Raw genomic sequence first — 26123 nt, forward strand, 5'->3', positions numbered from 1 at the left:
ATCCTATTTGTCTAGTTTTTTGAGCGCAAAGATCGCTAAATTTACTAAAAATGCGATAAATATCAAGACCATGGCAAGCGCAATACCCATGGCAAATTCGCCCTTGTTCGTCTCAAGCGAAACGGCTGTGGTGATCGTTCTAGTAAAGTACTTTATGTTGCCACCTATCATCATCGCAACGCCAACTTCAGCGACTATCCTGCCGTATGCGGTGGCGATGACGACCATGAGAGCGTAGCGCAGCTCGTAAAGCACACAGCAAACTAGCCTTGCTGGCGCAAGGCGTAAATTTAGGATAGTTAGATAGTGCTTTTTCTCCATATTTTCAACAACGCTTGCAGTAAGCGAGATGATGATAGGAAGGGCGAGCACAAACTGACCCAGCATGACCGCTTTTAGCGTAAAGAGCAAATTTAAGCTGCCAAGCGGGCCATTTCTAGTGATAAATGCGTATAAGATAAGGCCGATCGCAACTGTTGGCATGGCAAGAGCAGTGTCACTTAAAAGGCGCAAAATTTTTCGGCCCCTAAAGTCATAAAAGCCAAGTATGAAACCAAGTGGAAAGCCCACAAGAACGGCAAGAAGTATCGACACGCTTGATGTGTAAAGGGTAGCCTTGATGGCTGAATATGTTTCAAGATTGCCGTTTAAAAGTAGATTAAAGGCTTCTGTAAAGCCATTAAGTAAAAAATCCAATTATTCTTTCCTAGCATATTTCTTAAGATTATTTTAAATGTGCTATAATATCACAATTTTTTTTAAAGGAGAAAAATGAAAAAGATTATTTTAGGCTCACTAGCAGCTGCAGTTTTGGCGTTTGGCGCTGACAATGAACTAATCATGGCGACTACAACAAGTACAGATAACACTGGCTTGCTTGATGCGATCTATCCAGCTTATAAGGCAAAAACAGGTGTTGATATAAAATGGACAGCTGTTGGTACAGGTGCAGCTCTAAAGCTTGGCGAAGACTGCAACGCTGACATACTTTTCGTTCACTCACCAAAAGTTGAGAAAGAATTTGTAGAAAAAGGCTTTGGTTTAAAAAGAAATGCCGTAATGTACAATGATTTCGTCGTTATCGCTGATAAATCAATCGCTGATAAATTTAAAGGTAAAGATATAAAACAAAGCTTTGAGCTTATCAAAAAAGATGGTATCAAATTCTTCTCACGTGGCGACAAATCAGGCACAGATAATAAAGAAAAAGGCATCTGGAAAAAGATCGCTGGCGAAGTCCCTGAAAAAGATAGCTGGTATATGCAAACAGGTCAAGGCATGCTAGCTACGATAAATGCTGCTGCTGAGCAAAAAGGCGTTACATTTACTGATCGCGGTACTTACATTAAATATGAAGCAAATCAAAAAGGTCATCCTGAGATGGTCATCATCAATGAGGGCGACAACGACCTTAAAAACTTCTACTCTCTAATCGCAGTAAATCCAAAACACTGCCCTAAAACTGACATCGAAAATGCAGAGAAATTTATAAAATGGGCGACAAGCGAAGAGGGTCAGAAATTTATAGGCGACTTCAAGCTTCTTGATAAGCCACTTTTCACTCCAGACGCAAACACACGCAAAAACTAATTCAAAGGGCGAGCAATCGCCCATCTTCTTATAAATTTTCATATTTTTTTAAATTTATTTTTAATCACTTAAGCTAAAAAACCAAATTCAAAATAAGAAATATAGCCAAAACACTGAAATTTATGGGGGAGGGTTGGAAAGAAAAACATTGTATTGGTGGCGGACAGAGAGGGATTTGAACCCTCGAGCCCCGATTAAGAGCTGCACCCTTAGCAGGGGTGTGGTTTCAGCCGCTCACCCATCTGTCCGTGCCCATGAAAAAAGTTTATGAAAAAGAAATGGTGGTTAGAGGCAGAATCGAACTGCCGACACGCAGATTTTCAGTCTGCTGCTCTACCGACTGAGCTATCCAACCACCTTGATAAAAGAAATTGGATTATACATTTTAAATATTTAAACTAAGTTTAAAAATCTACAAGAAGCTTTTGTTTTTAAGAAATTTAAATATAAAACTATAAATTTTTAGCCCGACAAAGTTAAATTTAATGTACCAAATTTACTACACTTACATCTTTATCTATCTCGATAAAAAATGTTTGTGCGCCAGCTCCGCTGCCATATATGCCTTTATAGACTTGATTTACAGCGTGACCGCTACCATCAACTGCTACTTGGTTGTGTGTATCGCCTAAAGCGCTATGTTTTAAATTTAGTGCCGCTACTTCGCTGTCTGTAGCTTGCGCGAAGATAGTGCCTTTGCCTTCTAGTGCCACTTTGTCATTATTATCGCCTTTGATCTTTAGCACGGTATTTACGCTTTTTAGACCACCATCTGTTACTTGTGCGTCTATGATATCAAGCACGCTTTTGGCATCTAGTCCTATCGAGACCGCCTGAGCGCTCTTGCTACCAAGCTGTAAAGTTTCAAAGCTTTTTAGTTTATCATTTAGATCATCCACTCTGCTAAGATCGATATTTTCAGTAAAGATGAGCGTATCAACGCCACCTTTTGCGTCTATCGGATCGCCGTCATAGATAAATTTATTATCTTTGTCATCTCCTTCGCGTGTAAATTTAACGCCTTTGTCTATCTCTACAAAAAATGTCCTTGTGTTAGCTCCATCGGTATATGTGCCCTTATAGACTTGATTTACCGCGTGATCCATGCCGTGTATCGTTGCATTTGCACTTGCATTGTAAGTTACATTGCTGTGGTTAGGGTAGGTTTTGCTACCGCTATTGTCTGTGACTTCGACTTTATTAAAATCATCGCCCACAACTTGACTATGCTTCCAGTTTAGCATCGTCACTTCCTCATCAGTTGCTTTTGAGAAGCTTCCTATGAGTTTTACCGTGTCACTTTCGTCGCCCGTTATTTTTAAGACTGTATTTATGCTTTTTGTGCCTTGTATCTCTTTTTTCGTGCCACTTGTTTCGATGGTCGTGGCGGTCTCTTTTGAATCAACGATGTCAAGTATGTTTTTTGAATTTAGAGTGAGGGCAACCGCTTCATTATCCTTACCTAGTTGCACCCTCTCAAAGCTTTTTAGCTCATCTTTTACATCTATGTTGCTAAGGTCGGTATTTGCTGTAAAGATGAGTGTATCTACTCCATCTTTTGCGTCTATAGCGTTGGTGGCATTATATGTAAAGGTGTCGTCGTAGTTGCGCTCTTGCGCTACGATCTTGACATTTTTGTCTATCTCAATGAAAAATGTCTTTAACTCGCCATCTTTTACGTATGTGCCTTTATAGACGTGATTTACTGCATGTCCATTTGTATCCACTTCTACTTTGTTATAGCTATCCCCTATAGCTTTGCTATGCTTCCAGTTTAGTAAAGTTACCTCTTCTTTTGTTGCTAATTCAAATTTATTAACTCCAGAATTTATAAGTTTTACTATGTCGCCATCCTTGCCTGCTATCTTTAAAACTGTATTTACACTCTCTGTTCCAGGTATAGTTCTTAAGGTTGAGTATTCGCCCTCTGTTATCTTTGTTGTTTTTGAATCTATGATGTCAAGAACGCTCTTTGCGTTTAATGCGATTGAAACGTTTTGGCTCTCTGTGCCTAGTTGCAGGCGTTCAAAGCTTTTTAGTTTATCTTTTAGATTATTTACTTCACTAAGGTCTATATCTTCAACAAATATCAGCTTATCTACGCCACCTTTTGCATCTATGCTCTTGCCGTTATAGATAAAGACATCGTTTAGGTTGCTACCTTCAAGAGCATCTGTGTTGTGTTTTAGATGTATTACTTTGTTAAAATCATCTGGATCGTTGCCATAGCCATTTAGTGCTTTTCTATAGCCATTTGCATCAGCACTACTGACATATCCTTTATCTTCTAAAGCTTTCACATAGCTATCACTAAAAAGATGCGTGCCGCTTCCTTGTGAGCCTATTATTTTATAAGTGCTATCTTTTTTAATCGCAATATCAAAATTTAGATCTGTTCTTTGATCAATGTAGTCAATATTTATTTTATGAAAGCCTTTTTCAAGGTGAAAACTAGCTTCTGTCTTATGTTTGCCATAATCACCAGACCACCAAGCGCCTTGCATTTCATGATTTGATATTTTAAGGCTTGCTAGGTCTTGATAGTATTGCATTTTTAATAAGTAGTTGGCTGTTTCGCTTACATATATCCAGCCACTCATATGCATGATAAGGTCTGTTCCTACTGTCTCAGCTTCCAGTAATGTATAGTTTCCTTTAAAATTTTCTAAATAATCTTCTCTGTATTTCCCAGAGGCATCTTTTTTCGAATAATCTGCTGGATAATTTTCTGTATCTACCGTATAGGGATCTAGCCCATATGTATCTGTTTTGCTTGCATTTGGAGAATGCCCAACCCTTGCCATATCATTTGTATTTAGCTCACCTGAGTGTGGTCTAGTCCAAGATCTATTATAATCTCGACCTGATCTAAAAGTAACTTGACTAAATGTAGTAGTTGCACTAACACCAGCCCACTCCATCCACTGTGTATAGTGATTTGCTACATGGTATAAGCCAGCAGTTGTTGGTGTTGGCAAAGTGTCATTGTAGTGATAAGGTGGTGCCGATGGTTTGTAGATTACAGGGCTGTATTTACTCCAAAATTCTTTATTTGTACAATCATAAAACCACATATCAACATCAAGGCCTTTATTTGCCACCATAGTCACGGTTTGAACGGCTAAATTTCCCGCATCATCCAGCCTTTCTACTATGTAGTTTTTGCTGCCAGTGTTTTGCGCTACGTTAAAGCTTCCAGAGTAGCTTAAATTTCTATCAAGTGTCAGTGTCGTCTTCTCAGATGTCTCAGCGTCTATGACCTCTACGTCTTTTGATTTTTCATCGTGTGGATTGTTTGCGGCTTCGCCTTTGCCACTAAAATTTATAGCGTAGCTACCAGAGCCGTTTTTTATATTGTCAAAGTCAGATTCTATTAGCTTGTCAGGCTTTGAGTCAAGATCGACTGTGATAGTTAGGTTATCATCTCTTTGAGGCACGCCGTCAGTCCCCACGTAGGTGGCATCTATGATGTGGTGAGTCCTATCTAGCTTTTTGCCAACCTTTTCAAAGTCTGCTATGACGGTATTGTTTTCGATCTTAGCTATAAAGCTATCGCTTATATTTGCGTTTTCGTCTTTTATCTCGATTAGCACGTAGCCCTTGCCGTCACTTGTGGTATCAGGCTTATTTATGCCAAATTTAATGTATGGCTGTTCGTCATTTGTAAGAGCGATGTTGTAGTTTATCTTTTGGGTCGAATTTGACTCATACTGGCTTGTCGAGATGATGTGCTCGTAGTCCTCTTCGTTTAGGTATTTTGCGGAGTGGATATCGGCATTATCTATCTTTGTAACAAGCTTTACATCGTCTATGTAGTCCAGCACGCCAAAGGCAAATAGCCTGCCACTTGATGTGCCAGAGATCGCACTCCCATCATCTTTTATAAGGGTCGCATCGACTAAGGTTGGGCGCTTGCTGCTTACCGTCACGTCTGGTATGGTGATAGCGCCGTCACTTATCACTTTTATATCGCTTGGGTCTTTTTTGTTTATCATATGCACGCCATCATCGTCTAGGATGTAGCTCACGGTTGATTGTTTGTTGGTAAGTGGGTTTAGGATGCTTATCTTTAGCTCATCTTTTGGCACTGCGCTACTTGGGAGATAGACCTTTACATCAGAGGTCGTTATGGCTCCAGTGGTATCATCTATGAGCCCATCTCCGTCAGCGTCTTTGACAAATTTAGCCACTGGGCTGTCGCTAAATTTTATCTCATTTGTGTCGCTCTCGCCTTTGTTGCCAGCCTTGTCCATCATGGTCGTCGTTATGCTTGTGGTTTTGCCATGTTCTATTGGCACTGTGATCTTAAATTTACCATCATTTAGTGGCACTTCATTGTGATCAGGGGCGATTATCTTGCCATTAGTGTATGTGTAGACCTTGTGCGTTTTGCTGCCGTCTGGATTTGTGACATCTATGGCTATCTTATTGCCTTCTTTTATCACGCTTGGGATTTTTATAGACGCATCAGTTTTTGTTGGGTCGCCGTCATTGTATCTGTTTTCTGAAGTGTCTATCTTGCCATCTGGTGTTCTATTGCTAGAGCCCAAGTCACTATCAAAGCTTATCTTGGCTGATTTTACAGGTGGAGCTACTACGACGCTTGGGGTGGTTTGGTTGCTTGTGCCATTTGGTTTTGGCGTGCCATGCTCGTCATTAACTGTTGTGTTTATAGATACACTTGAGCCAGGTGTCACTGGCACGCTTACGCCTGGCACTTCAAATTTACCATTAACTATTGGCACTACTATGCTTGGGTTATTTTTATCATAGACGCTTGTGCCATCGTCGCTTACGACAAATTCTTTTGGCGAGCCGCCTATGTTTATAGTGACGCTCTCTTTTGGTTTTATAGTGCGAGGTAAATTTATCTCAACCTTTGAAGTGCCATCTCCTATCTCGTCGCCACTTATCAGCCCATCGCCGTTTTTATCAGCTGTTAGCGTCACTTTTACAGTGTCACTTACACTGCTGCTTGGCGTAGTGTGAGTGGCTGAGATGTTGCCAAATTTATCGACTACACCAGTTTCTATGCTGCTTCCTGCTGTGATGTTTGCGATGTTTGGCACGCTAAAGCTAACTGCGCCATTTTCATCGGTCGTAAATATATAGGTGTTGCCGTCCTCATCAGTGGCTGTGCCATTTTCTTTATCTAGCGTAAATTTCTTCTCAACTGGTGGTTTGCCAGGCTCATTTAGCTTAAACGTGATCTTATCTCCAGTGCTAAGCTCGTCAGGCACTACAAATTTCATGCCGCTAGTTTGCGTGCCACTGCCATATCCTAGCTCGGTCGCGTCTATAACGCCGTCGCCATTTTTATCAAGATCAAGCGTGGCTGTCACTTTTGAAATGGCTGGCGTGTCGTTTAGCTCATAGGCAGTTGGTGGCGCTGTAAATGTCCTGCCACCAGTGGTGTATGAGCTTGTCACGGTCGTTTTGCCATGGTTTAAAATTTCAACCCCAGTGATCTCTGCTTTGCCATTTACTATAGGTATAGCAGGCGCTCCAGTGGGCGTGCCGGTGCTATCAACTGGGATTAGCTCGTTTGTTATCGTATTTACTTTGTAGTTGCTAGTTTTGCCACCACCTTTCATGTTTGTCTTTATTGTGATGATGTCGCCATTTTTAGCAACGTCTGGGATATCAACGCCTATGCTTGTGATGATCTTCTTGCCATCAGGAGTTTTTGGTAGTGAGTTTAGTTGTGCTCCTCCTAAAAAGCCTTTTTTCTCACCAGTGTCGCTTGTGAGGTTGAAATTTAGCACGATGTTTGGCTCTGGCGGTGTAAAATTTAGGTTTTGCGCGCCAAATCCAGCGTAAGAGACCCCGCCGATCTTAGCCTCGCCAACTGGCCATTTGACCTCGTCATGCCTCGCTTCAAGAGCGCGCAAACCAGTGTAGAAGTCGTAGATATTTGAGTAGTGGCCACCTAGTTCAAATTTGATGCCATTACTGCCTGCTGAGGCGAAATTGTGCGATGATGAGCCGTGAGAAGATAGCTCTTGATGGGAGATTTGATCATCGTCATTTGCGTGTTCTTTGTGATTTTCAAGGATGTTTGCATTTTTTGGGATGACTAGCTCGCCTTTATGCTCAGCAAAGACATTTATTGTGTGAAATACCGAGCTAAAGCCGACATAAGCCTTTTCGCCGTCATCAAAAACAATGGTAAGGTTCGAGTTTTCGCTCGTTTTTATATCATCACCAAGGTAAATTTCATCGCCTTTGTGCAGCACCCTCATAGTGCCGTCCCTGCTTATGGCGATGGCTTCACCTTTGATCTTTTTGATAACGCCGATCCTTATGGCGTCAAAATTTGGCATTTTTTCATCCCTGTAAAATATGTGTATTGTAGTATCGGAAAAATTTACTAAATTTTTATATAAGAAAAAATAAATTTTTATCTAAACTAAAAAAATAACAAGAGTGATTTTTTTAAAAGCTATCAAAGAGCCCTTATAAACTCTTTAAATTTATCTCCTCGCTCTGCGTAGCTCTTAAACTGATCAAGGCTCGCAGCTGCTGGGCTTAGAAGCGCTATCTCGCCTTTTTTTAGCTCTTTGCTTATCTCATTTACAGCGTTTTGTAAAAAGTCGCATTTTAGGGCGGGGACGTTAAATTTATCAGCTAAATTCATAAGCTTGTCACTGTTTGAGCCGATGGCGTAAATTTTGACTTTAAGGCCCTTTAAATTTTCAAATAGCTCATCCATACTAACGCCCTTGTCGTCGCCACCTAAGATTAGGTGCATGAAGTGATCTTTGTAGCGCTTTACGGCCTGAATGCTCGCATCTATGTTGGTCGCTTTTGTGTCATTTACCCAGGTTCGACCCATCTTATCAGTAAATTCTTCGAGCTTATTTGCTTCAATAACAAAGGTGTTTAAAAGCCCCACATCGCAGCGGTCAAATAAAATTTTCTCCACCGCAAGTGCCAGTAGCGCGTCAAGTAAAAACGGCGTTTTAAAGGCTATATCGCCTAAATTTACGCCGCAAAAACGAGCCAAGTCGCTCTCATCTTTATAGGCGATCACTTTGGCCTTAGTAGGCGTTTTAGCGTAAATTTCAGGCACGATAGCTACGCTTGTTTCGCTCATGCTAGCAAGCGGCTTAAGCTTGGCTTTTTCGTACTCGCTCATGTTGCCATGCCAGCTTAGATGATCTGGAGTGATCGGCAAAAGCACGTAGATGCCAGGCGTTGCGCGCTTTGTGTAGTGCAGCGTAAATGAGCTAGTCTCAAGTATCCAAATTTTAGCGTGTGGGTTTAAATTTGCTAGCGCGATGCCGACGTTTCCGCCCATCACTGAGCCTTTGCTCTCTAGCAGGTGCTGCATCATCTTTGTGGTCGTCGTCTTGCCGTTTGTGCCGCTTATCCAGACGTTAAATGGCAAATGCGCCTTGTAAATTTCATAAAAATAGTCATATTCGCTAATCAAATTTTTAGCTTTTTTGACAAGCTCGTGGTGAGGCGGGATGCCTGGGCTTGGTATCTCTAGGCCGCTTTTTGCTGGGTCAAATTCGCCAACTGGCAAAAGAGCATTGCCAAACTCATCCTTTGAAGCTTCACTAAATTTATCATCGTAGATGTCCCAAAGTCCGTCATTTACGAAGTTTTTAGCGATCGCCTTTGTCGTGCCACCATAGCCAAATAGTGATTTTCTCATGTTTTATCCTCTTTTGCCCCATAAAATTTCTACTATCTCGTTAGCGCTAAGCTCACGCATCACGCCCTCTATCTCGTGGCGCTCAAAGAGCTCAAAGCTAAATGTTTGGGCAAAATTTAGCTTCAAAAACTCTGCAAAATATGCACCTTTGCAAGCAAATGTCACTCTTGCGTAAAATGCCTCTAAAAAATCATCATCAAATTCAGGCACAGGCGCCAACATACGCTCTACGATCTCGCTAAGCTCGTCTTTTGTTATATCAGGCACCACTTTTGGCTCTGGCAAAGCGATATCAAAGGCGAGATTTTCAGCGCCCTCGGCCTCCCACCACTCGTGCAGGCTAAATTTACTCATATCCTTGCCGCTTATCTTGGCTAGACGATCGGTTACTTTGCGGTACTCTTCGCCGTCCTCATCGCCAAATTCGTCGCAATAGTCGGTGTAGGCTAAAATTTGCTCCAAAATTTCATCATATTTTTTTCTAGCACTCTCAAAGTCAGGCTCTATCTGCGCTCGCATGATCTACCTGATCTTTAGCGCGGTCAGTGCGATCAAATTTGCCAAAAGCGCGATGATCCAAAAGCGCACGATGATCTTATTTTCCGCCCAGCCCTTTATCTCAAAATGGTGATGTATAGGCGCCATTAAGAAAATTCTGCGTTTAAAAATTTTAAAGCTGCCCACCTGTAAGATGACGCTTAGGGTTTCAACGACAAAGATAAGACCAATGATGATGAGTAAAATTTCGTTTTTGGTCGCAACACCCATAAAGCCGATATATGCGCCAACGCTTAGGCTGCCACTATCGCCCATAAAGACTTCAGCTGGATGGCAGTTAAACCACAAAAAGCCCATGAGTGAGCCAATTAGCGCAGAGGCTACGACGACGCTCTCGCCAACGCCTGCGATCTTTGGTAAAAGTAGGTACGAGCTAAAGACAGCGTGGCCGCAGATGTAGGCAAAAACGCCAAGTGTCAGAAGCGAAAATATCGATGGCACGGCGGCAAGTCCGTCAAGTCCGTCTGTTAAATTTACCGCATTTGAGGCTGCGACGATGACTAGCGTCCAAAATAAAATGGCAAAAATTTTCATATCAAAGATCGGCTGCTTGTAAAACGGCAGGTAAAACTCGGTGTTTAGCTCCTTGCTAAAGTAGAGAAATGCTGCGAGCAAAAAGGCTATGAGAAACTGAAAAAAGAGCTTTGCCTTTGGGCTTAGGCCGGCGTGGTTTTTTGCACCTAAAATTTTGCTGTAGTCATCCTTGTAGCCAAGCAGAGTGAAGCAAACTAGGCAAAAGAGCGATGCTAGCACGAAAGCGTTATCAAGCCTTGCGCAGATGATCGTAGCGATCACGGCTGTAAAGACAAAGACAAGTCCGCCCATGGTTGGCGTTTTAGCCTTTTTTTGGTGAGTTTGCGGGGCAAGTTCATAGATAGGCTGGGCGGCGTTTTTTGCCTTTGCCCAAGCGATAAATTTAGGCATCAGATAAGCTGTCAAGATAAATGATATGAAAAACGCGATGCCAGCGCGAACGGTGATATACTGAAAGATATTAAAATTTAAAATTTCATAGATATAGTAAAACATAGGAGCCTTTATTTTAAAAAAAAGCAATTTTAGTATAATGGCCTTAAAAATTATCTAAATTTAAGGATAAAATTTAAAAATGGCTCAAAAAACTATACTTATAATAACTGATGGCATTGGATCAAACAAAAATGGCAAATTTAACGCATTTGAGGCGGCCAAAAAGCCAAACTACGATAAATTTTTTAAAGAAATTCCAAACTCACTCATAAAAACCTCTGGAAACGCTGTGGGACTACCTGAAGGGCAGATGGGAAACAGCGAAGTAGGGCACATGTGTATAGGAAGCGGTCGAGTTTTGTATCAAAATTTGGTCAAAATTTCACGTGGCTTTGCTGATGGCTCAGTAGCAGAAAATGAAGCGCTAAAAGCTCTTTTTAAAAAGTGCAAAAAGATCCACGTTATAGGGCTTTATAGCGACGGCGGCGTGCACTCTCACATGGAGCATTTTGATGGCATGTGCGAGCTTGCTAGCAAAAGTGGCTGCGAAGTTTTTGCCCACGCTATCACCGACGGACGCGACGTTAGTCCAAATAGCGGTCTAAATTTTATAAAAAGCTTGGAGGCTAAATTTAAGGTAGCGACCGTTTGTGGCAGATTTTACGCGATGGATAGAGATAAACGCTGGGAGCGCGTAAAAGAGGCCTATGATAGCTTGATAAAGGGAGCAAATTTATGCAGCTTAACGCCAAGCGAGTATCTACAAAAAAGCTACGATGAGGGCGTGACAGACGAGTTTGTAAAGCCAGCAAGCTTTAATGGCTTTAAGGGCATAGGCAAAGATGACGGCGTGATCGTAATAAATTTTAGAAATGATAGAGCAAGAGAGATTTGCCAGGCTTTGGGTGAAGAGAAATTTAGTGAGTTTGAGCGCCCTTTTGCTATCAAAAATCTAATCACCATGACCGAATACGACGCAAATTTTAAATTTGAAGTGCTCTTTAAAAATGAAAAGATAAAAAACACCCTAAGCGAGGTCATAGCGACCGCTGGACTAAGGCAGCTTCACACGGCTGAGACTGAAAAATACGCCCACGTAACATTTTTCTTTAATGGCGGCGTCGAGGAGCTAGCTAGCAACGAAACGAGGGTGCTCATCCCTAGTCCAAAAGTAAAAACCTACGACGAAAAGCCAGAGATGAGCGCTGCTGAGGTTTGCAAAGCCGTGCTAAAGGGCATGGATGACGAGCAAGACTTTATCGTGGTAAATTTCGCAAATGGCGATATGGTGGGGCACACTGGCAACTATGAGGCTGCTATCAAGGCAGTCGAAGCGGTGGATAGGGCTCTTGGAGAAATTTATGCCAAGGCAAAAGAGAAAAACTACGCTATGATCATCACGAGCGATCACGGAAACTGCGAAGAGATGCGTGATAGCAGCGGCGAGCTACTGACAAACCACACGACTTATGATGTCTTTTGCTTTGTGATGGCTGATGGTGTAAAAGAGCTAAAAAATGGCGGCCTAAACAACATCGCGCCTAGCGTTTTAAAGCTCATGGGGCTTAAAATCCCAGCTGAAATGGACGAGGCGTTATTTTAAATTTGATAATATAAGCAAAATTTATAAGGAGAATCTATGAAATTTAGCGGAAAAAACGTGCTAATAACAGGTGCAAGCAGAGGTATCGGCGCACAGATCGCAAAGACGCTTGCAAATATGGGCTTAAAAGTGTGGATAAACTACCGCTCAAAGCCTGAGATAGCAGACGCTTTGCAAGCTGAGATCGAGCAAAATGGCGGCAAGGCTGCTGTGATAAAATTTGACGCAACAGACGAAGATGAGTTTATAAAAGGTATAAATTTGATAGTCGATAGCGACGGCGAGCTAAGCTACCTCGTAAATAACGCTGGAATCACAAATGACAAGCTAGCGCTTCGCATGAAAACTAGCGAATTTACAGATGTGATAAATGCAAATTTAACTTCAGCTTTCATAGGATGTAGAGAGGCTTTAAAAGTGATGAGTAAAAAGCGCTTTGGAGCGGTCGTAAACGTCGCATCTATCGTTGGTGAGATGGGAAATGCAGGACAGGTGAATTATTCAGCCAGCAAGGGCGGACTAATCGCTATGAGCAAGAGCTTTGCAAAAGAGGGCGCAAGTAGAAATATCCGCTTTAACAGCGTAACTCCGGGCTTTATCGAGACTGATATGACGCATGGGCTAAGTGATGAGGTGAAAAAAACTTATAGCGATAATATCCCGCTAAAACGCTTTGGCAGTGCTAGTGAGGTGGCTGAGGCGGTTGCATTTTTACTAAGTGATCACGCAAGCTACGTGACTGGCGAGACGCTAAAAATAAACGGTGGACTTTATATGTAATGAAATTTCAACAAGTTTTGAAATTTAAAATAAATAAAAGCGTAAATATTATAAGATAACAGACATTTTTTATAAGGAGACCTTAAATGGCAGTATTTGAAGACGTAAGAGACGTAGTTGTAGAGCAACTAAGCGTAGATCCACAAGCGGTAAAACTAGAGTCTAAAATCATCGAAGATTTAGGCGCTGATTCACTTGACGTTGTAGAGCTAGTTATGGCTTTAGAAGAGAAATTTGAAGTAGAAATTCCTGATAGCGAAGCAGAGAAATTAGTAAGCATTCAAGACGTTGTAAATTATATAGAAAAACTAGGCAAATAATTTAAATTTGCATAGTTTGATTTAAGGAGATGTATTGAAACGAGTCGTTGTAACTGGTATTGGCATGATAAACGCACTTGGTCTTGATAAAGAGAGCTCTTTTAAGGCTATTTGCGAGGGTAAGACAGGTGTGAAAGAGATCACGAGCTTTGATGTAAGCGAATTCCCTGTTAAAATTGCTGCCGAGATAACTGATTTTGATCCAAATAGCATTTTAGACGGCAAAGAGGTGAAAAAAGTAGATCGTTTCATACAGCTTGGCATAAAAGCATCTAACGAGGCTATAGCTGATGCAAATTTTAAGGAGTTTGATGCTCATAAATTTGGCGTTAGTTCAGCTGCTGGCATAGGTGGTTTGCCAAATATTGAGAAAAACTCAATCACATATTTTGAAAAAGGCGTAAAGAGAATTTCGCCATTTTTCATCCCATCTGCACTTGTAAATATGCTAGGTGGCATAGTTTCAATAAACCACGGACTAAAAGGTCCAAATTTATCAAGCGTAACAGCTTGTGCAGCAAGCACTCATGCGATATCACAAGCTGCAAAATGCATAATGATCGGTCAAGCGACAAATATGCTAGTTATCGGCGCCGAATCAACTATCTGTGGTGTTGGCATAGGTGGTTTTGCAGCGATGAAAGCGCTATCAACTAGAAATGATGAGCCAAGTAAGGCATCAAGGCCATTTGATGCAAACCGCGATGGCTTTGTAATGGGCGAAGGCGCTGGCGCACTTGTGCTTGAAGAGTATGAGTCAGCTATTGCAAGAGGCGCTAAAATTTACGCTGAAGTAGTTGGCTTTGGTGAGAGTGGAGACGCACACCACATCACATCACCAACACTTGAAGGTCCATTAAGCGCGATGAAGCAAGCACTTGATATGGCAAAAGGCGTAAAGATAGACTATGTCAATGCGCATGGTACTTCAACACCAGTAAATGATAAAAATGAGACAGCTGCATTAAAGGCTGTTTTTGGTGATAAGTGCCCACCAGTTAGTTCAACTAAAGGTCAGACTGGACACTGCTTGGGCGGTGCTGGTGCGATCGAAGCTGTCATATCTATAATGGCAATGAGAGATGGCATCATCCCTCCAACGATAAACTACGAAACGCCAGATCCAGACTGTGATCTAGACTACGTTCCAAATAAAGCTAGAAAAGCTGATATAAAAGCTGTTATGAGCAACTCATTTGGCTTTGGCGGAACAAACGGCGTCGTGATATTTAAAAAGTTGGATTAAGATGTCAAATTATTTAGATTTTGAAAAGAGCATAAAGCAGATTGATGAAGATATAGCAAATGCTAAGATCAGAGGCGATGAACATGCTGTTGAAATTTTAAATAAGAACCTATCTAAAGAGATATCAAAAGTATATAAAAATTTAAACGAATATCAACGTTTACAACTTGCTCGTCACCCAGATAGGCCATACGCTATTGATTATATAAATTCATTTTTAGTTGATGGCTATGAGATCCATGGCGACAGGGCATTTCGCGACGACCCAGCAATAGTTTGCTACATCGGTTATATCGGAGGCAAAAAGGCTGTCGTTATAGGCGAGCAAAAAGGTCGTGGCACTAAAAATAAACTAAAAAGAAATTTTGGTATGCCTCATCCAGAGGGTTACCGAAAGGCTTTACGCGTAGCAAAATTGGCTGAGAAATTTAACCTACCTATCTTATTTTTGATAGACACTCCGGGCGCATATCCTGGTGTTGGCGCTGAAGAGCGAGGTCAAAGCGAGGCCATAGCTAGAAATTTATTTGAATTTGCAAATTTAAAAACTCCAATAATAGCTGTCGTTATCGGCGAAGGCGGAAGTGGCGGTGCTTTAGCTATTGGTGTGGCTGATAGACTTGCCATGATGAAAAACTCTGTCTTTTCAGTCATCTCGCCAGAGGGTTGTGCAGCGATACTTTGGAACGACCCAGCTAAACAAGAGCAAGCTACAAAATCTATGAAGATAACGGCTGATGACTTAAAAAATTTATCGCTTATAGATGACGTGATAAACGAGCCGATAAATGGAGCTCATAGAGATAAAGATGGTGCTGCAAAAGCACTTGCAAACTACTTCATCTCTGAGCTAGCCGAGATTGAGAAGCTTGATATAAACGAGCTTGTCGCAAAAAGAATAAACAAAATCCTCTCTATCGGGGCTTATGAAGAGTAAAATTTATAGTCGCAAGTGAGTTAAAAGTTTAAGTAAATTTGCTTGCGACTCTCCTTTACGCTAAATTTAATATACTTTTTTTAAATTTTAAAAATTAAACAATTTTATATTTTTATCCCACTCTTTTAAATTTTAATAAGTCATCTATGCAACTTTTAAGTGTTTAAAGCTAAAATTCTTAGCAAATTTAAACAAAGGTCATTTGTGGATAAATTTCAAGAAAAATATATAAATCTTTCAAAAGATTACTACAAAAATAACGGCAATGCGGCGAGCGTAGAGGCTTTGTATCAGTTTAAAGAAGAGCTTGAAGCAAGCGAGGAGCCGCAGGCAAAACACGTTTTAGTAGATATTTATCAGCTTTTGTCTATGCAAAAGAGCGCTTATGAGCTACTTTTAAAGATACACGATAGAAACGACAAAAAGCAACTAAAAACGCTTGGCTACCTTGCGCAGTTTGTGGATAAGGGCGACAAATGGGCGGTGCCAAGGCCAAAGAGCAAAGAGCAAATTTTAGCCCAAAAGGCAAAGGCTGCCACCTTGTCAAAATTTCGCTATCACCCAGAGCCATTAAAAACTGGCGCATTTAAAGATGATATGAGTGTCACCTGCGAGTGCTGCGGCGAAACCACTGAAATTTACTATGATAATGGCATCTATAGCGAGCAAGACGTCACCTATCTTTGCCCAGCTTGCATTGCAAATGGCGCAGCTGCTAAGAAATTTGACGCTACATTTGTGCAAGACGCCGACAAGCTTGCCACGGATGACGCCAAAAAAGATGATGAGCTTTTTAGAAGAACACCTGGCTATGAGAGCTGGCAGGGCGAACACTGGGTGGTGTGCTGTGATGATTATTGCGCATTTTTAGGCGATGTGGGCACAAAGGAGCTTGAGGAGCTCGGCATCGCAGACGAGGTTTTTGATGACTACACAAAAAGGGATAAGTATGACGTGAAAATGGCGCGCGAGATGCTCGTGGCGGGCGGCAACTTTGCTGGGTATTTGTTTCGCTGCTTACACTGCAAAAAGTATCACATCTACATTGATGCTTGCTAGAAAGGAAAAATATGGATCTAAATGAAATTGTAAAAGGCTGCAAAGAGCGCGGTCTGGAGGGGCTTTTTGAGTTTTTAAAGCCAATGGCCAAAAATGCTATAAAGATAGATACGCAGGCTAAATATGACGGTGATATCGCTGTTGGAGCGTCTAAATTTGGTGGGCAACCAGATCTACCAGCTAGCATGCCTTGGCCCTCAAATGAAAACGGCGCGCTTAGCTTTGTGGCGCAGATAAATTTTGCTGAAGTTAGCAAATTTGACACCGACGGACTTTTGCCAAAAAGTGGCATGCTCTATCTTTTTTATGATATAAATTTACGCATTTGGGGCTACGACCCTGCTGATAAAAAGGGCTTTGCCGTGATCTTTAGTGAGGCAGCTCAAGACCAGCTTACTCGCCAAAACGTGGATAGCGGAAATTTCATATTTGGCGCACGCTCTCTTAGCTTTAAAAACGAGCTAAATTTGCCGAGTTTGCAAAGCTCGCTCGTGCCATTTGGCAAATTTAGCGAGGAGGAGTGGGAGGCTTATCACGAGGTCATCGAGCCAAGCTGGCAGGCTAAAGAAAACAAGCTTCTTGGTCACTCTGACAACATTCAAGACGGCATGGAGCTAGAGTGCGAGCTCGTGGCAAACGGCCTTGATTGCGGCGATGGTAGCGCTTATCACCACCCAAATATCGCGGATTTTGAGAAAAATGCCACCCAGTGGCAACTGCTTTTGCAGATAGATAGCGACTGGGATAGCGACATGGACTGGGACGGAGAGGGCAGAGTTTATCTGTGGATAAAGAGGGACGACCTGGCGGCGCGCGACTTTAGTAAGACGTGGCTAGTTTTGCAGACGAGTTAAATATAAAAATTTATTAAGATCGCTTGTTTTTTGTATCATTGGCAATCCTTTTAAAGGGATTTATGCCTAAAATTTCATCACGCAGGCACTTATTGCCATGACTGCTTTGCTTGCAGCAAGTGCTATTTTGCCTACTTTTGCTCACACATCGTCCGCAAAAGGTCAAAACCAAACAAATTTAAAAAAAGATGATTAAAAAATATCGTTTTAATTCATGGCGCATTTGCCGATGGGTCTTGCTATGCTGAGGTGATCCTCCACTTGCAAGAAGCTGACATTAACGCCGTTGCCGTGCAAAATTCGCTAACTTCGCTTGCAGCAGACGCTTAGACGCTTAAGCGCACACTTGAGAGAATTCAGGGCAAGAGCCTGCTAGTTGGGCACTCTTGGGGGCGTGCCGATCACTGATGCAGGTACTCACGAAAATGTCGCTGCTCTTGTCTATCCCTCGGCTACCATACTGATAACGGCGAGTGCGCTACTGAGGCGCTTGAGCGGCAAAATGCGCCGATGAAAGGTCTTAGTCCAGACGCAAATGTCGAGATATTCTTACCAGCTGAGGCGTTTGCGGATGTGATGGCAAATGACCTGCTAGCAAGCCTCGTTTTAGCAGCACTTCAAACACCTATGAATGCAGCTGCATTTGGCGATAAGATAGGCGATGCTGCTTGGCGTAAAAAGCCATCTTTTTATCTCCTAACTAAAAACGATCACGCCTTGGCGCATGAGGTGTAGCAGCGTTTTGTAAAGCAGATAAATGCAAAGACAAAAGAGCTTAATAGCGGGTATCTTTCGATGATTGCAAAGCCAAAAGAGCTGGCAAATTGGCTCATTAAGATTGCAAATTTGATTTAAATTTATAAAATAAGCTACATTAAATGAGTGGCTTGAGGCTAAATTTTTGCTAGTATTTTTGCCCATCAAAGCTTTAAATTTATCTTTTCTTTTTTAAAATAAATAAGCCCATCAATGCCCAAAATTAGGTAAAATGTTTTACGGTTAAAGGCTAAATTTAGCCGCCTCCGCTACTTTAAGGTTTATCTATCTTTTGTAGCTCGTCCGCTTTTTTGATCAAATTTTTGTATTCGTCCTCACTTAGATGCTCCAGCCATGTTACGTTTTTGCTGTCCTTTTCAAAGGTCACTGCGATATGCTCGCCATCTTCTTGCACTCCGGCTCCGTGCCAGTGCTTGATGTTAGGCGGGCAGAGCACTACGTCGCCAGCACTAGCGATTTGCAAGGTGCCGTCTGCCGTGCCAGTGTAAATTTTACCCTTTGTTACGATCAAATTTTGACCTGCGGGATGTGTATGCCACGCCGTGCGAACTCCACGCGGAAAATGCACTAGCGCTGCTCCTGCGTTTGCATAAGGTGTCGCACTAAAAAGCATCGTGACTTTTGGCAGACCGCCTGCAAAAATTTTATCGCTCACCTTGTCATAGACGGCGAGATCTTCTTTTTTAACCAAAACTTGCGCTTCTTGCATCTCTTCTCCCTTGTTTATTTTTTGCGATTTAGCACGCCACTGTGCTTAAATTTTTAAGACCTTTACTATATGACTGTAAAATTTAATGACAAATTCAAAGCCAAAATGCAAAAGCCGCCTAAAATTTCACGAGCCACTCTTTTATCTCTTTTTCACTTGCTCTCTCGCCAAAAGACTTTCCAGCTAACCACTCACTGCCGTTTGCTTTTTTAGCTAAATTTTTATCGCTATTTCCAAGCCCAGAGCTATAAACGGTGCAAAAAGCGATCACCTTTTTGCCGCTAAAATCGTTGTTTTTTATAAACTCCTCAACTGGCCAAGCTGCAATATCCCACCAGATCGGATAGCCTACAAAAACGACATCGTAGCTCTCCCAGTCAGGGATCTTAGCGTTAGTTAAAGGCACGCTTCTAAGTGAGCCATCATCATGCTCGCGGCTAACTCTACTTTTTGGATCGTTGTAGTTTAGATCCGCGTTCGTGTAGGGCTGCACAGGCTTTAGTTCAACCGCTTTGGCGCCTAAATTTTGTGCTATTAAATTTGCCGCTCTAGCTGTGTTGCCGCCTGCTGAAAAATATACCACAAGCGTTTTTTCTGGCTCAAATTTGCTCTTTTTCGCTGCACTTTCATCTGCTGCAAATGAACACACAGCAAGCGTTTTAGCCATTATCTTGCTTAGTTCTTTCATGTTGCTTTTCCTTTATCTCATCTATTCTTGCCAAAATTTGAGTGCTCATCTAGCTAGCTAAATACATGACCAAAATTTGCGTAGCTGCATAAGCTGTTTTTAGCGCCTACAAAGGCTAGGATAAGTCAAATTTATTGTTTTAAATTTTACTTCATCCAGTTTATGAGCCATTTTACTTTGCTCTCGTCTCTGTGGTCGAAAAATAGTGTCTTATCCGCATCAAGTGTAGCGATCGTAGCCATATCTTCAGGCGAAAGAGTAAAGTCGAAGACGTCAAAATTTTGTCTCATCCTCTCTATTTTTACGCTTTTTGGGATGACGACGATACCGCGTTCAATTAACCAGCGTAAAATCACCTGAGCTGCACTTTTGCCATATTTTTCACCGATACCGCTTAGCACGGCGTTTTTAAATATATCGTTTTTACCCTCAGCAAAGCTAGCCCACGACTCAAATGTTATGCCGTAGCCATCAAGCACGCGCTTTAGGGATTCACGCTGAAAAAATGGATGGCACTCGAGCTGATTTACCGCAGGGATGACGCCGCTGTTTTCACAAAGATCTACCACGCGATCAGCGTAAAAGTTGCTAACTCCGATAGAGCGAACACGGCCTTCGTCTTTTAGGCGCTTCATCGCTCACCATGAGCCGTAGATATCGCCATATGGCTGATGGATAAGATAGAGATCAAGATAGTCAAGTCCCAGCTTTTTCATCGACGCATCAAAGGCTTTTAGCGCTTTTTCTTCGCCTGCGTCGCTGATCCAAAGCTTTGTGGTGATAAATAGCTCCTCTCGCTTGACGCCGCCAGATAGAGCTGTTTTAACAGCCGCGCCAACACCCTCTTCGTTTTGATAAGCCTGCGCGGTGTCGATGAGGCGGTAACCCACGCTAATAGCGTCCTCTACACATCTTTGAGCCTCTGCTGGCTCTACTTGATAGACTCCATATCCTAAAATAGGCATTTTATTGCCATCGTTTAAGGTTAAATACTGCATTTTTGCTCCTTTGTATATTTATAAATTTCCCCCGCAAGGTGCAGGGGCAGCGGTTTATTTCAAATTTGCTTTGAAAAATTCCTCAAATTTATCGTATGGGATCTTGTTATTTTTATTGTCATACAGATCTGTGTGCACAGCGCCAGGGACGATAACTAGCTCTTTATTCTTGTTGCCAAGAGATTTAAAGGCGTCCTCGCTAAAGTATCTTGAGTGCGCTTTCTCGCCGGCTACGATAAGGGTTGGAGTTCTCATCTCGCTTGCGTAGGCAAGGATTGGCATATTTATAAACGAGATAGGATTTGTAACTATCCAGCCGCTCTCACCGCTGTTTGAATTTACAGAGCGTTTGTGATAGCCGCGTGGCGTGCGGTAATAGTCCGCATACTGAGCGACAAACTGCGGCGTGCTCGCGTCTATCTTTTTTGGATCAACATTTATCGCACCCGTATATGCTGGTTTGCCATTTTGGAGATCGAGCCAGCGTTGCTCGGCTAGCTTCTTTTTGGTTTCATATCTCTCATCGGCGCCCACACTATCGTTGTAGCCTTTTGCCATCACTCGCGTCATATCATACATCGTGCTGGTCGCAACCGCTTTTATGCGAGGGTCTGCTAGAGCTGCATTTAGAGCAAAACCGCCCCAGCCGCATACGCCTAAAATGCCGATTTTATCTCGGTCTATATTGCTCTGGGTGCCTAGAAAATCCACCGCCGCGCTAAAATCATCAGTGTTTATCTCTGGGCTTGCTAAATTTCTTGGCTCGCCGCCGCTCTCTCCGGTGTAGCTTGGATCAAAGGCAAGCGTGATAATGCCGCGCTCGGCTAAAGTTTGGGCGTAAAGGCCGCTTGATTGCTCTTTGACTGCGCCAAAAGGTCCGCTAACTGCGATCGCAGCTGCTTTGCCATGCAAATTTTTAGGCGTATAAAGATCGCCTACTATCTCAACACCGTAACGATTTTTAAATTTAACTTTCTTGTGATCTACCTTATCGCTTTTAGCGAAAACTTTGTCCCACTCGCTTACCATCGATACCGCCTCTAGCGGTGATTTTGCTACGTTTGTGCTAGCCATTGCATTGCCTCCTAAAATAAAACTTGACGCTACAAGCGTCGCCGCAAATTTCTTAAGATTCATCTCTTCTCCTTTAAGTTTTTTGATATTTTGGCGAGCTTTGGATTTTACTTGTCTCGCATACCCTTTTGTTGTAGTGCATTATATCTGTATCATAAATTTTACGTTAGAACGATCCTCTAAATTTCATGCCTAATCCTGCAAAATTTCTAAAAAATTGTATAATTTTGCAAAATTTAGTTTGGAGGCGCAAAAATGGCTGATGTAAATTTACTAAAAGAGCAGACAAAAGAGTTTTTATTAGATAGATGCGGCGTAAACTGCTTAGAGCGCAGCGACATTGACTCGCTTAACTTTTATATCAGCGATAAAACGCATGATTTTATTAGCACGGTTTATGAGCCGTCTTTGTGCATAATACTGCAAGGAGCAAAGGCGATAGGCTTTGGCGATGAGATGTATGGATATGACGAGCGAACCTACGCGCTAGCCTCTACTCATGTGCCCTTAAATGTAAGCCTAACAGACGCCTCAAAAGAGAAGCCCTACATCTCGCTTTGCATTAAATTTAGCCTAGATGAGGTCTATGAAGTGCTAAAAGGCGTGGACGTAAAAGAGCAGAGCTTGCAAAAAAGCGAAAAAGGTATATTCTTTGGCGAGCTAACGGATGAGATTTTAGAGCCTGTTTTGAGGTTTGTCTGGCTGCTAGAAAAACCGAAAGAGAAGGTCAAATTCCTCTCAGAGCTTGCTAAAAAAGAGATACTTTACACGCTCGTAACAAACGATAAAAGCGGCTATTTTTTAAGTAAATTTGCGATGCAAGGCAGCGTTTCAAATAAAATTTCACGAGCCGTAGCAAAGATAAAAAACGAGTTTTCGCAAAAACTAAATATGAAAGATGTCGCTAGAGAGTGCGATATGAGCGAGTCTTCGCTATATCATAACTTCAAAATCGTAACTTCGCTAAGCCCAGTAGCCTTTCAAAAAAAGATCCGCCTGGAAGAGGCCAAAAACCTGCTCGTAAATAAAAATATCGGCGTTGCGCAGGCAGCATTTGATGTAGGATACGAGAGCGCGTCGCAGTTTAGCCGCGAATACGCAAGGATGTTTGGCATGCCGCCTAAAGTTCATAGCGAAATTTTACGCTCTGGTGTGGCGTCATAAATTTATTTTGGTGTGGCTTAAATTTCACAAAACTAGCAAATCTATCCATGCGCCAAATTTAGGCAAAATTTAGTAAAATCCTTAAAAAATTTAAAGGCAAAATATGTTTAATGGCTTAATCAGGGAGCTTGCCGAGGTCATTAGCTACTCGCAAAATGTTTTACGAATAAGGGCTAAATTTCGCCCAAATTTAGGCGACAGCATCGCAGTAAATGGCGCTTGCTTAAGCGTCATAAAACTATACGATGATGGCTTTAGCGTGGAGCTAAGCGCAGAGAGCAGGGCAAATGTCGCAGTTGAAAATTTAAGTGGCTTAGTACATATCGAGCCAGCGATGAAGCTTGGAGAGCGCGTGGATGGGCATTTGATGCAAGGACACATCGACTTTATCGGCGTGATCTCAGCTATAAAAAAACATGAAAACGGCGTTGATTTCTACATCGACCTGCCACGTGAGGCGATGGCTCTGATGGCAAACAAGGGCTCGGTGGGCGTTGAGGGCGTGAGCCTTACGATAAATGAAATTTTGCCAAATGGCATAAGGCTAACCATCATACCGATCACATTTAGAGATAGTCTTTTTGGCACTTTCAAGGTCGGCAGACGCGTAAATATCGAGAGCGACCTGCTGGCTCGCTACGTGGCTAGGATGCTTGAAGCTAAGCAAAATGGCGGCCTTAGCTGGGACGAGGTCGAGAGAATTTCAAGCCTCTACTAAGCGAGCGAAGATGCGTGAAAATTTAGATATCGTTTTTGATAAAAATGGCATAGTGGCTGGCTTTACAAACAGGCTTGGCGGCGTAAGTGAAGCTAAATTTAGCTCGCTAAATTTGGGCGATCACGTGGGTGATGAGCCAAAAGATGTCATAAAAAATAGAGAAATTTTGGCTAAAAAATTGGGCGTTAGGCAGCTTAAATTTATGAGGCAGATCCACTCGGACAAGGTTTTTGTCCTTGAAAACGAGGAGGACGAGCTGCCAGAGTGCGACGCTGTGATCACAAATTTAAGTGATGTTGGCATCTGCGTTTTGGTGGCGGACTGCTCGCCAGTCGTGATGATAGATGAGAGGCAGGGCGCTATCTGCGTGGCTCATGCAGGAAGAGCTGGCGTGATGCTAAAAATTTGCACAAAAGCCGTTATGCTTATGGGCGAGAAATTTGGCTCAAGAGCGGGCGACATCAGCGTCTTTGTCGGAGCAAATATAAAAGGCGGCTGCTACGAGGTGGGCGAGCTTGATCTTGGGGAATTTAACGCATATAAGATAGGTAGAAATTTTGATATGAACGCGGCCTTGAGAGATGAATTTAGCGCACTTGGGGTTAGAAATTTAAACTTTAGCGAGGTCTGCACGCACTGCGACGAGATATATTTTTCCTACCGAAGAGACGGCGTGTGCGGTAGATTTTGCGGATTTGCAGTGAAATTTAAGGATAAAAATGGGATATGAGAGCTTTAAAAATCCGCTAGCGGCAAAAATAGCTCAAAACGCTAGAAATTTGGGCTTTGAGCAGCTTATGAATGAAGAGTTTGTGCAGATGCTACTTAACTCAAAAAAGATGGAGCTAAGCGCCGTGGATAGGGAAAATATCGAGCAAATTTTTATAAAACTGATGGAGATAGAAGAAAAAGTACAACTTAGCAAATAAAGGAGAAAATATGCTTTTGCTTAAAAATGCTAATCTATACACGCCAAAATTTCTTGGCAAGCGCGATGTTTTGGTAGGTGGTGGTAAAATTTTAGCCATCGGCGAGGGGCTAAGCTTTAGCATAGAAGGGCTTAGCGTTTACGACCTAAAGGGTAAGGTTTTAGCTCCAGGTCTCATTGATCAGCACGTGCATATCACGGGTGGTGGCGGCGAGGCTGGATATCACTCAAGAACGCCTGAGATCACGCTTAGCCAGATCGTAAAGTATGGCACTACGACGCTTGTTGGCGTTTTGGGGACTGATGGTGTCACTAGAAGCTTGGAAAATCTCTACTCGAAAGCAAAAGCGCTCGAGTTTGAGGGCATCTCGACCTTTATCCACACTGGCTCATACGCAAGCCCCTGTGTGACATTTACCGGCAACATCGCAAAGGACCTCATACTAATCGACAAAGTGATCGGCGTAAAGATCGCACTGACCGACAACCGCGGCAGCTACGTCTCAAAAGAGGAGCTCATTAAGATCCTAAGCAAGATACGCATAGGCGGCATGGTCTCTAAAAAAGGTGGCGTGCTTCACATGCACATGGGCGGACTAAGCGAGAAATTTGACAACGTCTTTAAGGTGATAAAAGACTATGAATTCCCAGTTCATTACTTCTCGCCGACACACTGCGCTAGGACGAAAGACCTGTTTAACGAGGCTTTGAAATTTCAAAAAATGGGCGGAAACATCGATATCACGAGCGGCGGAAGTAAATTTGCCCCGCTTCATGAGGTGGTGGCTTATGGCCTTGAAAATGGGCTAAATTTAGAGCGTCTAACGATGAGCTCAGACGGAAACGGCAGCGTGCCTAAATTTAACGAAAATGGCGAGCTTATCGGATATGGCTGTGCGTCATGTGCATCAAATTTAGAGGTATTGCAAGCTTTGGTGAGAAATAAAATTTTAAAGATAGAAGACACTTTAGCTTTGATGAGCAAAAACGTGGCGAGATATCTAAATTTAAGCCAAAAAGGCGAGATAAAAGTTGGCAATGACGCTGATTTTTGTGTCTTTGACGAGGAGCTAAATTTATATGACGTGATCGCAAAAGGTGAGTTTTGCGTTAAAGACGAAAAGGTCGTTAAAAAAGGCTTTTTTGAAAATTAATATCCTTAAAGGTATAGTAAAATAGCTATACCTTTTATATATCAAAGTGCTCGTTTTGCTTTACTTTTCTTCTTAAAATTTAATAATCCACTTTTTAAATATTTTATTAACTTCATTTAAGCATGATTTAAGCGGGGGGGGGGGGGAAAATTATCCACTAAAAAAAAAAAGGAAGGTCTCTTATACACATCTCCGAGCCCAGGAGCCCGCACTAGATCTCTTATGCCGTTTTCTCCTTGAAAAAAAAAAAAAAAAAAATATAATGTCTATTTCACAATCCTGTGTGACTATACTATCTTTTCATTACTAGTACCACACTAACACTATGTTTCAT

At 42.2% G+C, this 26123-nt stretch carries 22 protein-coding genes, 2 tRNA genes and 1 pseudogene; 14 read left to right on the forward strand and 11 right to left on the reverse strand.

Annotated features, from left to right (window positions below; all coding sequences use genetic code 11):
* Window positions 1–3 precede the first annotated feature (3 nt).
* Entirely contained in the window at window positions 4–696 is a 693-nt protein-coding gene (gene tupB / locus CYP05_RS07170) for a tungstate ABC transporter permease TupB (RefSeq protein WP_103642451.1), read from the reverse strand.
* 75 nt (window positions 697–771) lie between these two features.
* Here tupB and tupA point away from each other — a divergent pair, with 75 nt between their 5' ends.
* Window positions 772–1590, forward strand: a complete 819-nt coding sequence (gene tupA / locus CYP05_RS07175; RefSeq protein WP_002941321.1) for a tungstate ABC transporter substrate-binding protein TupA — start codon at window positions 772–774, stop codon at window positions 1588–1590.
* Window positions 1591–1747: 157 nt separating this feature from the next.
* On the opposite strand, the gene CYP05_RS07180 is transcribed toward tupA, so the two are convergent.
* From CYP05_RS07180 to mraY, 6 genes are all read right to left on the reverse strand, one after another.
* A tRNA-Ser gene (locus CYP05_RS07180) sits at window positions 1748–1838 on the reverse strand.
* A gap of 31 nt (window positions 1839–1869) precedes the next feature.
* A tRNA-Phe gene (locus CYP05_RS07185) sits at window positions 1870–1945 on the reverse strand.
* Window positions 1946–2072: 127 nt separating this feature from the next.
* Complete coding sequence (locus CYP05_RS07190) at window positions 2073–7913, reverse strand: hypothetical protein (protein WP_103642452.1); 5841 nt, start codon at window positions 7911–7913, stop codon at window positions 2073–2075.
* A gap of 122 nt (window positions 7914–8035) precedes the next feature.
* Window positions 8036–9253: a UDP-N-acetylmuramoyl-L-alanine--D-glutamate ligase gene (murD, locus tag CYP05_RS07195; protein ID WP_103642453.1), complete on the reverse strand. Its 1218-nt coding sequence runs from the start codon at window positions 9251–9253 to the stop codon at window positions 8036–8038.
* Window positions 9254–9256: 3 nt separating this feature from the next.
* Window positions 9257–9772 carry a hypothetical protein gene (locus CYP05_RS07200; RefSeq protein WP_103642454.1) on the reverse strand — a complete coding sequence of 172 codons (516 nt, stop codon included), beginning with the start codon at window positions 9770–9772 and terminating at the stop codon, window positions 9257–9259.
* Window positions 9773–9775: 3 nt separating this feature from the next.
* Complete coding sequence (mraY, locus tag CYP05_RS07205; RefSeq protein WP_103642455.1) at window positions 9776–10840, reverse strand: phospho-N-acetylmuramoyl-pentapeptide-transferase; 1065 nt, start codon at window positions 10838–10840, stop codon at window positions 9776–9778.
* 79 nt (window positions 10841–10919) lie between these two features.
* Here mraY and gpmI point away from each other — a divergent pair, with 79 nt between their 5' ends.
* From gpmI to CYP05_RS10070, 8 genes are all read left to right on the forward strand, one after another.
* On the forward strand, window positions 10920–12383 hold the full coding sequence (gpmI, locus tag CYP05_RS07210) for a 2,3-bisphosphoglycerate-independent phosphoglycerate mutase (RefSeq protein ID WP_103642456.1): 1464 nt from the start codon (window positions 10920–10922) through the stop codon (window positions 12381–12383).
* A 36-nt stretch (window positions 12384–12419) separates the two neighbouring features.
* Entirely contained in the window at window positions 12420–13163 is a 744-nt protein-coding gene (gene fabG, locus CYP05_RS07215) for a 3-oxoacyl-ACP reductase FabG (protein WP_021083753.1), read from the forward strand.
* A gap of 86 nt (window positions 13164–13249) precedes the next feature.
* The gene (gene acpP / locus CYP05_RS07220; protein ID WP_002941395.1) at window positions 13250–13483 is read left to right on the forward strand and encodes an acyl carrier protein; all 234 of its coding nucleotides are present in this window, start codon (window positions 13250–13252) and stop codon (window positions 13481–13483) included.
* A 34-nt stretch (window positions 13484–13517) separates the two neighbouring features.
* Window positions 13518–14729 carry a beta-ketoacyl-ACP synthase II gene (locus CYP05_RS07225; protein ID WP_103642457.1) on the forward strand — a complete coding sequence of 404 codons (1212 nt, stop codon included), beginning with the start codon at window positions 13518–13520 and terminating at the stop codon, window positions 14727–14729.
* Between the two features lies 1 nt (window position 14730).
* On the forward strand, window positions 14731–15666 hold the full coding sequence (gene accA, locus CYP05_RS07230; RefSeq protein ID WP_103642458.1) for an acetyl-CoA carboxylase carboxyl transferase subunit alpha: 936 nt from the start codon (window positions 14731–14733) through the stop codon (window positions 15664–15666).
* A 204-nt stretch (window positions 15667–15870) separates the two neighbouring features.
* Complete coding sequence (locus CYP05_RS07235) at window positions 15871–16725, forward strand: CbrC family protein (protein ID WP_103642459.1); 855 nt, start codon at window positions 15871–15873, stop codon at window positions 16723–16725.
* Between the two features lie 11 nt (window positions 16726–16736).
* A complete protein-coding gene (locus CYP05_RS07240) occupies window positions 16737–17579 on the forward strand; it encodes a YwqG family protein (protein WP_103642460.1) in 843 nt (280 codons plus the stop codon).
* 510 nt (window positions 17580–18089) lie between these two features.
* Window positions 18090–18314 (forward strand): hypothetical protein, encoded by a 225-nt coding sequence (locus CYP05_RS10070; protein WP_219809360.1) that lies wholly within the window; start codon window positions 18090–18092, stop codon window positions 18312–18314.
* Window positions 18315–18609: 295 nt separating this feature from the next.
* Here the strand turns inward: CYP05_RS10070 and CYP05_RS07250 are convergent, their stop codons facing one another.
* The 4 genes and pseudogenes from CYP05_RS07250 to CYP05_RS07265 form a co-directional block, all read right to left on the reverse strand.
* Complete coding sequence (locus tag CYP05_RS07250) at window positions 18610–19065, reverse strand: cupin domain-containing protein (RefSeq protein WP_103642461.1); 456 nt, start codon at window positions 19063–19065, stop codon at window positions 18610–18612.
* A gap of 118 nt (window positions 19066–19183) precedes the next feature.
* Window positions 19184–19753, reverse strand: a complete 570-nt coding sequence (locus tag CYP05_RS07255) for a flavodoxin (protein WP_103642462.1) — start codon at window positions 19751–19753, stop codon at window positions 19184–19186.
* Between the two features lie 146 nt (window positions 19754–19899).
* A pseudogene (locus tag CYP05_RS07260) lies at window positions 19900–20751 on the reverse strand (aldo/keto reductase).
* A gap of 54 nt (window positions 20752–20805) precedes the next feature.
* Window positions 20806–21888 (reverse strand): alpha/beta hydrolase, encoded by a 1083-nt coding sequence (locus tag CYP05_RS07265; RefSeq protein WP_103642463.1) that lies wholly within the window; start codon window positions 21886–21888, stop codon window positions 20806–20808.
* A 192-nt stretch (window positions 21889–22080) separates the two neighbouring features.
* On the opposite strand from CYP05_RS07265, the gene CYP05_RS07270 reads away from it, so the two are divergent.
* The 5 genes from CYP05_RS07270 (at window position 22081) to iadA (ending at window position 25789) form a co-directional block, all read left to right on the forward strand.
* A complete protein-coding gene (locus CYP05_RS07270) occupies window positions 22081–22989 on the forward strand; it encodes an AraC family transcriptional regulator (RefSeq protein ID WP_103642464.1) in 909 nt (302 codons plus the stop codon).
* Between the two features lie 103 nt (window positions 22990–23092).
* Window positions 23093–23707: a riboflavin synthase gene (locus CYP05_RS07275; protein ID WP_103642465.1), complete on the forward strand. Its 615-nt coding sequence runs from the start codon at window positions 23093–23095 to the stop codon at window positions 23705–23707.
* A 10-nt stretch (window positions 23708–23717) separates the two neighbouring features.
* Window positions 23718–24437, forward strand: a complete 720-nt coding sequence (locus tag CYP05_RS07280) for a polyphenol oxidase family protein (RefSeq protein ID WP_103642466.1) — start codon at window positions 23718–23720, stop codon at window positions 24435–24437.
* Complete coding sequence (locus CYP05_RS07285; RefSeq protein WP_103642467.1) at window positions 24427–24636, forward strand: acetyltransferase; 210 nt, start codon at window positions 24427–24429, stop codon at window positions 24634–24636. The genes CYP05_RS07280 and CYP05_RS07285 overlap by 11 nt, the downstream gene beginning before the upstream one ends.
* Before the next feature lie 10 nt (window positions 24637–24646).
* Window positions 24647–25789, forward strand: a complete 1143-nt coding sequence (iadA, locus tag CYP05_RS07290; RefSeq protein ID WP_103642468.1) for a beta-aspartyl-peptidase — start codon at window positions 24647–24649, stop codon at window positions 25787–25789.
* The last annotated feature ends 334 nt before the right edge of the window (window positions 25790–26123 follow it).

Origin of the sequence: Campylobacter concisus, assembly GCF_002913545.1 — a bacterium.
GTDB classification, from domain to species: domain Bacteria; phylum Campylobacterota; class Campylobacteria; order Campylobacterales; family Campylobacteraceae; genus Campylobacter_A; species Campylobacter_A concisus_AV.

What these genes read in the sequence shown, in the direction of transcription:
- CYP05_RS07250 (WP_103642461.1), bottom strand. Translation starts at nt 19,065, where the DNA reads ATGCAAGAAGCGCAAGTTTTGGTTAAAAAAGAAGATCTCGCCGTCTAT.
- mraY (WP_103642455.1), bottom strand. Translation starts at nt 10,840, where the DNA reads ATGTTTTACTATATCTATGAAATTTTAAATTTTAATATCTTTCAGTAT.
- CYP05_RS07275 (WP_103642465.1), top strand. Translation starts at nt 23,093, where the DNA reads ATGTTTAATGGCTTAATCAGGGAGCTTGCCGAGGTCATTAGCTACTCG.
- acpP (WP_002941395.1), top strand. Translation starts at nt 13,250, where the DNA reads ATGGCAGTATTTGAAGACGTAAGAGACGTAGTTGTAGAGCAACTAAGC.
- CYP05_RS07240 (WP_103642460.1), top strand. Translation starts at nt 16,737, where the DNA reads ATGGATCTAAATGAAATTGTAAAAGGCTGCAAAGAGCGCGGTCTGGAG.
- CYP05_RS07285 (WP_103642467.1), top strand. Translation starts at nt 24,427, where the DNA reads ATGGGATATGAGAGCTTTAAAAATCCGCTAGCGGCAAAAATAGCTCAA.
- CYP05_RS10070 (WP_219809360.1), top strand. Translation starts at nt 18,090, where the DNA reads ATGAAAGGTCTTAGTCCAGACGCAAATGTCGAGATATTCTTACCAGCT.
- CYP05_RS07270 (WP_103642464.1), top strand. Translation starts at nt 22,081, where the DNA reads ATGGCTGATGTAAATTTACTAAAAGAGCAGACAAAAGAGTTTTTATTA.
- fabG (WP_021083753.1), top strand. Translation starts at nt 12,420, where the DNA reads ATGAAATTTAGCGGAAAAAACGTGCTAATAACAGGTGCAAGCAGAGGT.
- tupA (WP_002941321.1), top strand. Translation starts at nt 772, where the DNA reads ATGAAAAAGATTATTTTAGGCTCACTAGCAGCTGCAGTTTTGGCGTTT.
- CYP05_RS07200 (WP_103642454.1), bottom strand. Translation starts at nt 9,772, where the DNA reads ATGCGAGCGCAGATAGAGCCTGACTTTGAGAGTGCTAGAAAAAAATAT.
- CYP05_RS07190 (WP_103642452.1), bottom strand. Translation starts at nt 7,913, where the DNA reads ATGCCAAATTTTGACGCCATAAGGATCGGCGTTATCAAAAAGATCAAA.
- CYP05_RS07265 (WP_103642463.1), bottom strand. Translation starts at nt 21,888, where the DNA reads ATGAATCTTAAGAAATTTGCGGCGACGCTTGTAGCGTCAAGTTTTATT.
- iadA (WP_103642468.1), top strand. Translation starts at nt 24,647, where the DNA reads ATGCTTTTGCTTAAAAATGCTAATCTATACACGCCAAAATTTCTTGGC.
- CYP05_RS07255 (WP_103642462.1), bottom strand. Translation starts at nt 19,753, where the DNA reads ATGAAAGAACTAAGCAAGATAATGGCTAAAACGCTTGCTGTGTGTTCA.
- murD (WP_103642453.1), bottom strand. Translation starts at nt 9,253, where the DNA reads ATGAGAAAATCACTATTTGGCTATGGTGGCACGACAAAGGCGATCGCT.
- accA (WP_103642458.1), top strand. Translation starts at nt 14,731, where the DNA reads ATGTCAAATTATTTAGATTTTGAAAAGAGCATAAAGCAGATTGATGAA.
- CYP05_RS07280 (WP_103642466.1), top strand. Translation starts at nt 23,718, where the DNA reads ATGCGTGAAAATTTAGATATCGTTTTTGATAAAAATGGCATAGTGGCT.
- gpmI (WP_103642456.1), top strand. Translation starts at nt 10,920, where the DNA reads ATGGCTCAAAAAACTATACTTATAATAACTGATGGCATTGGATCAAAC.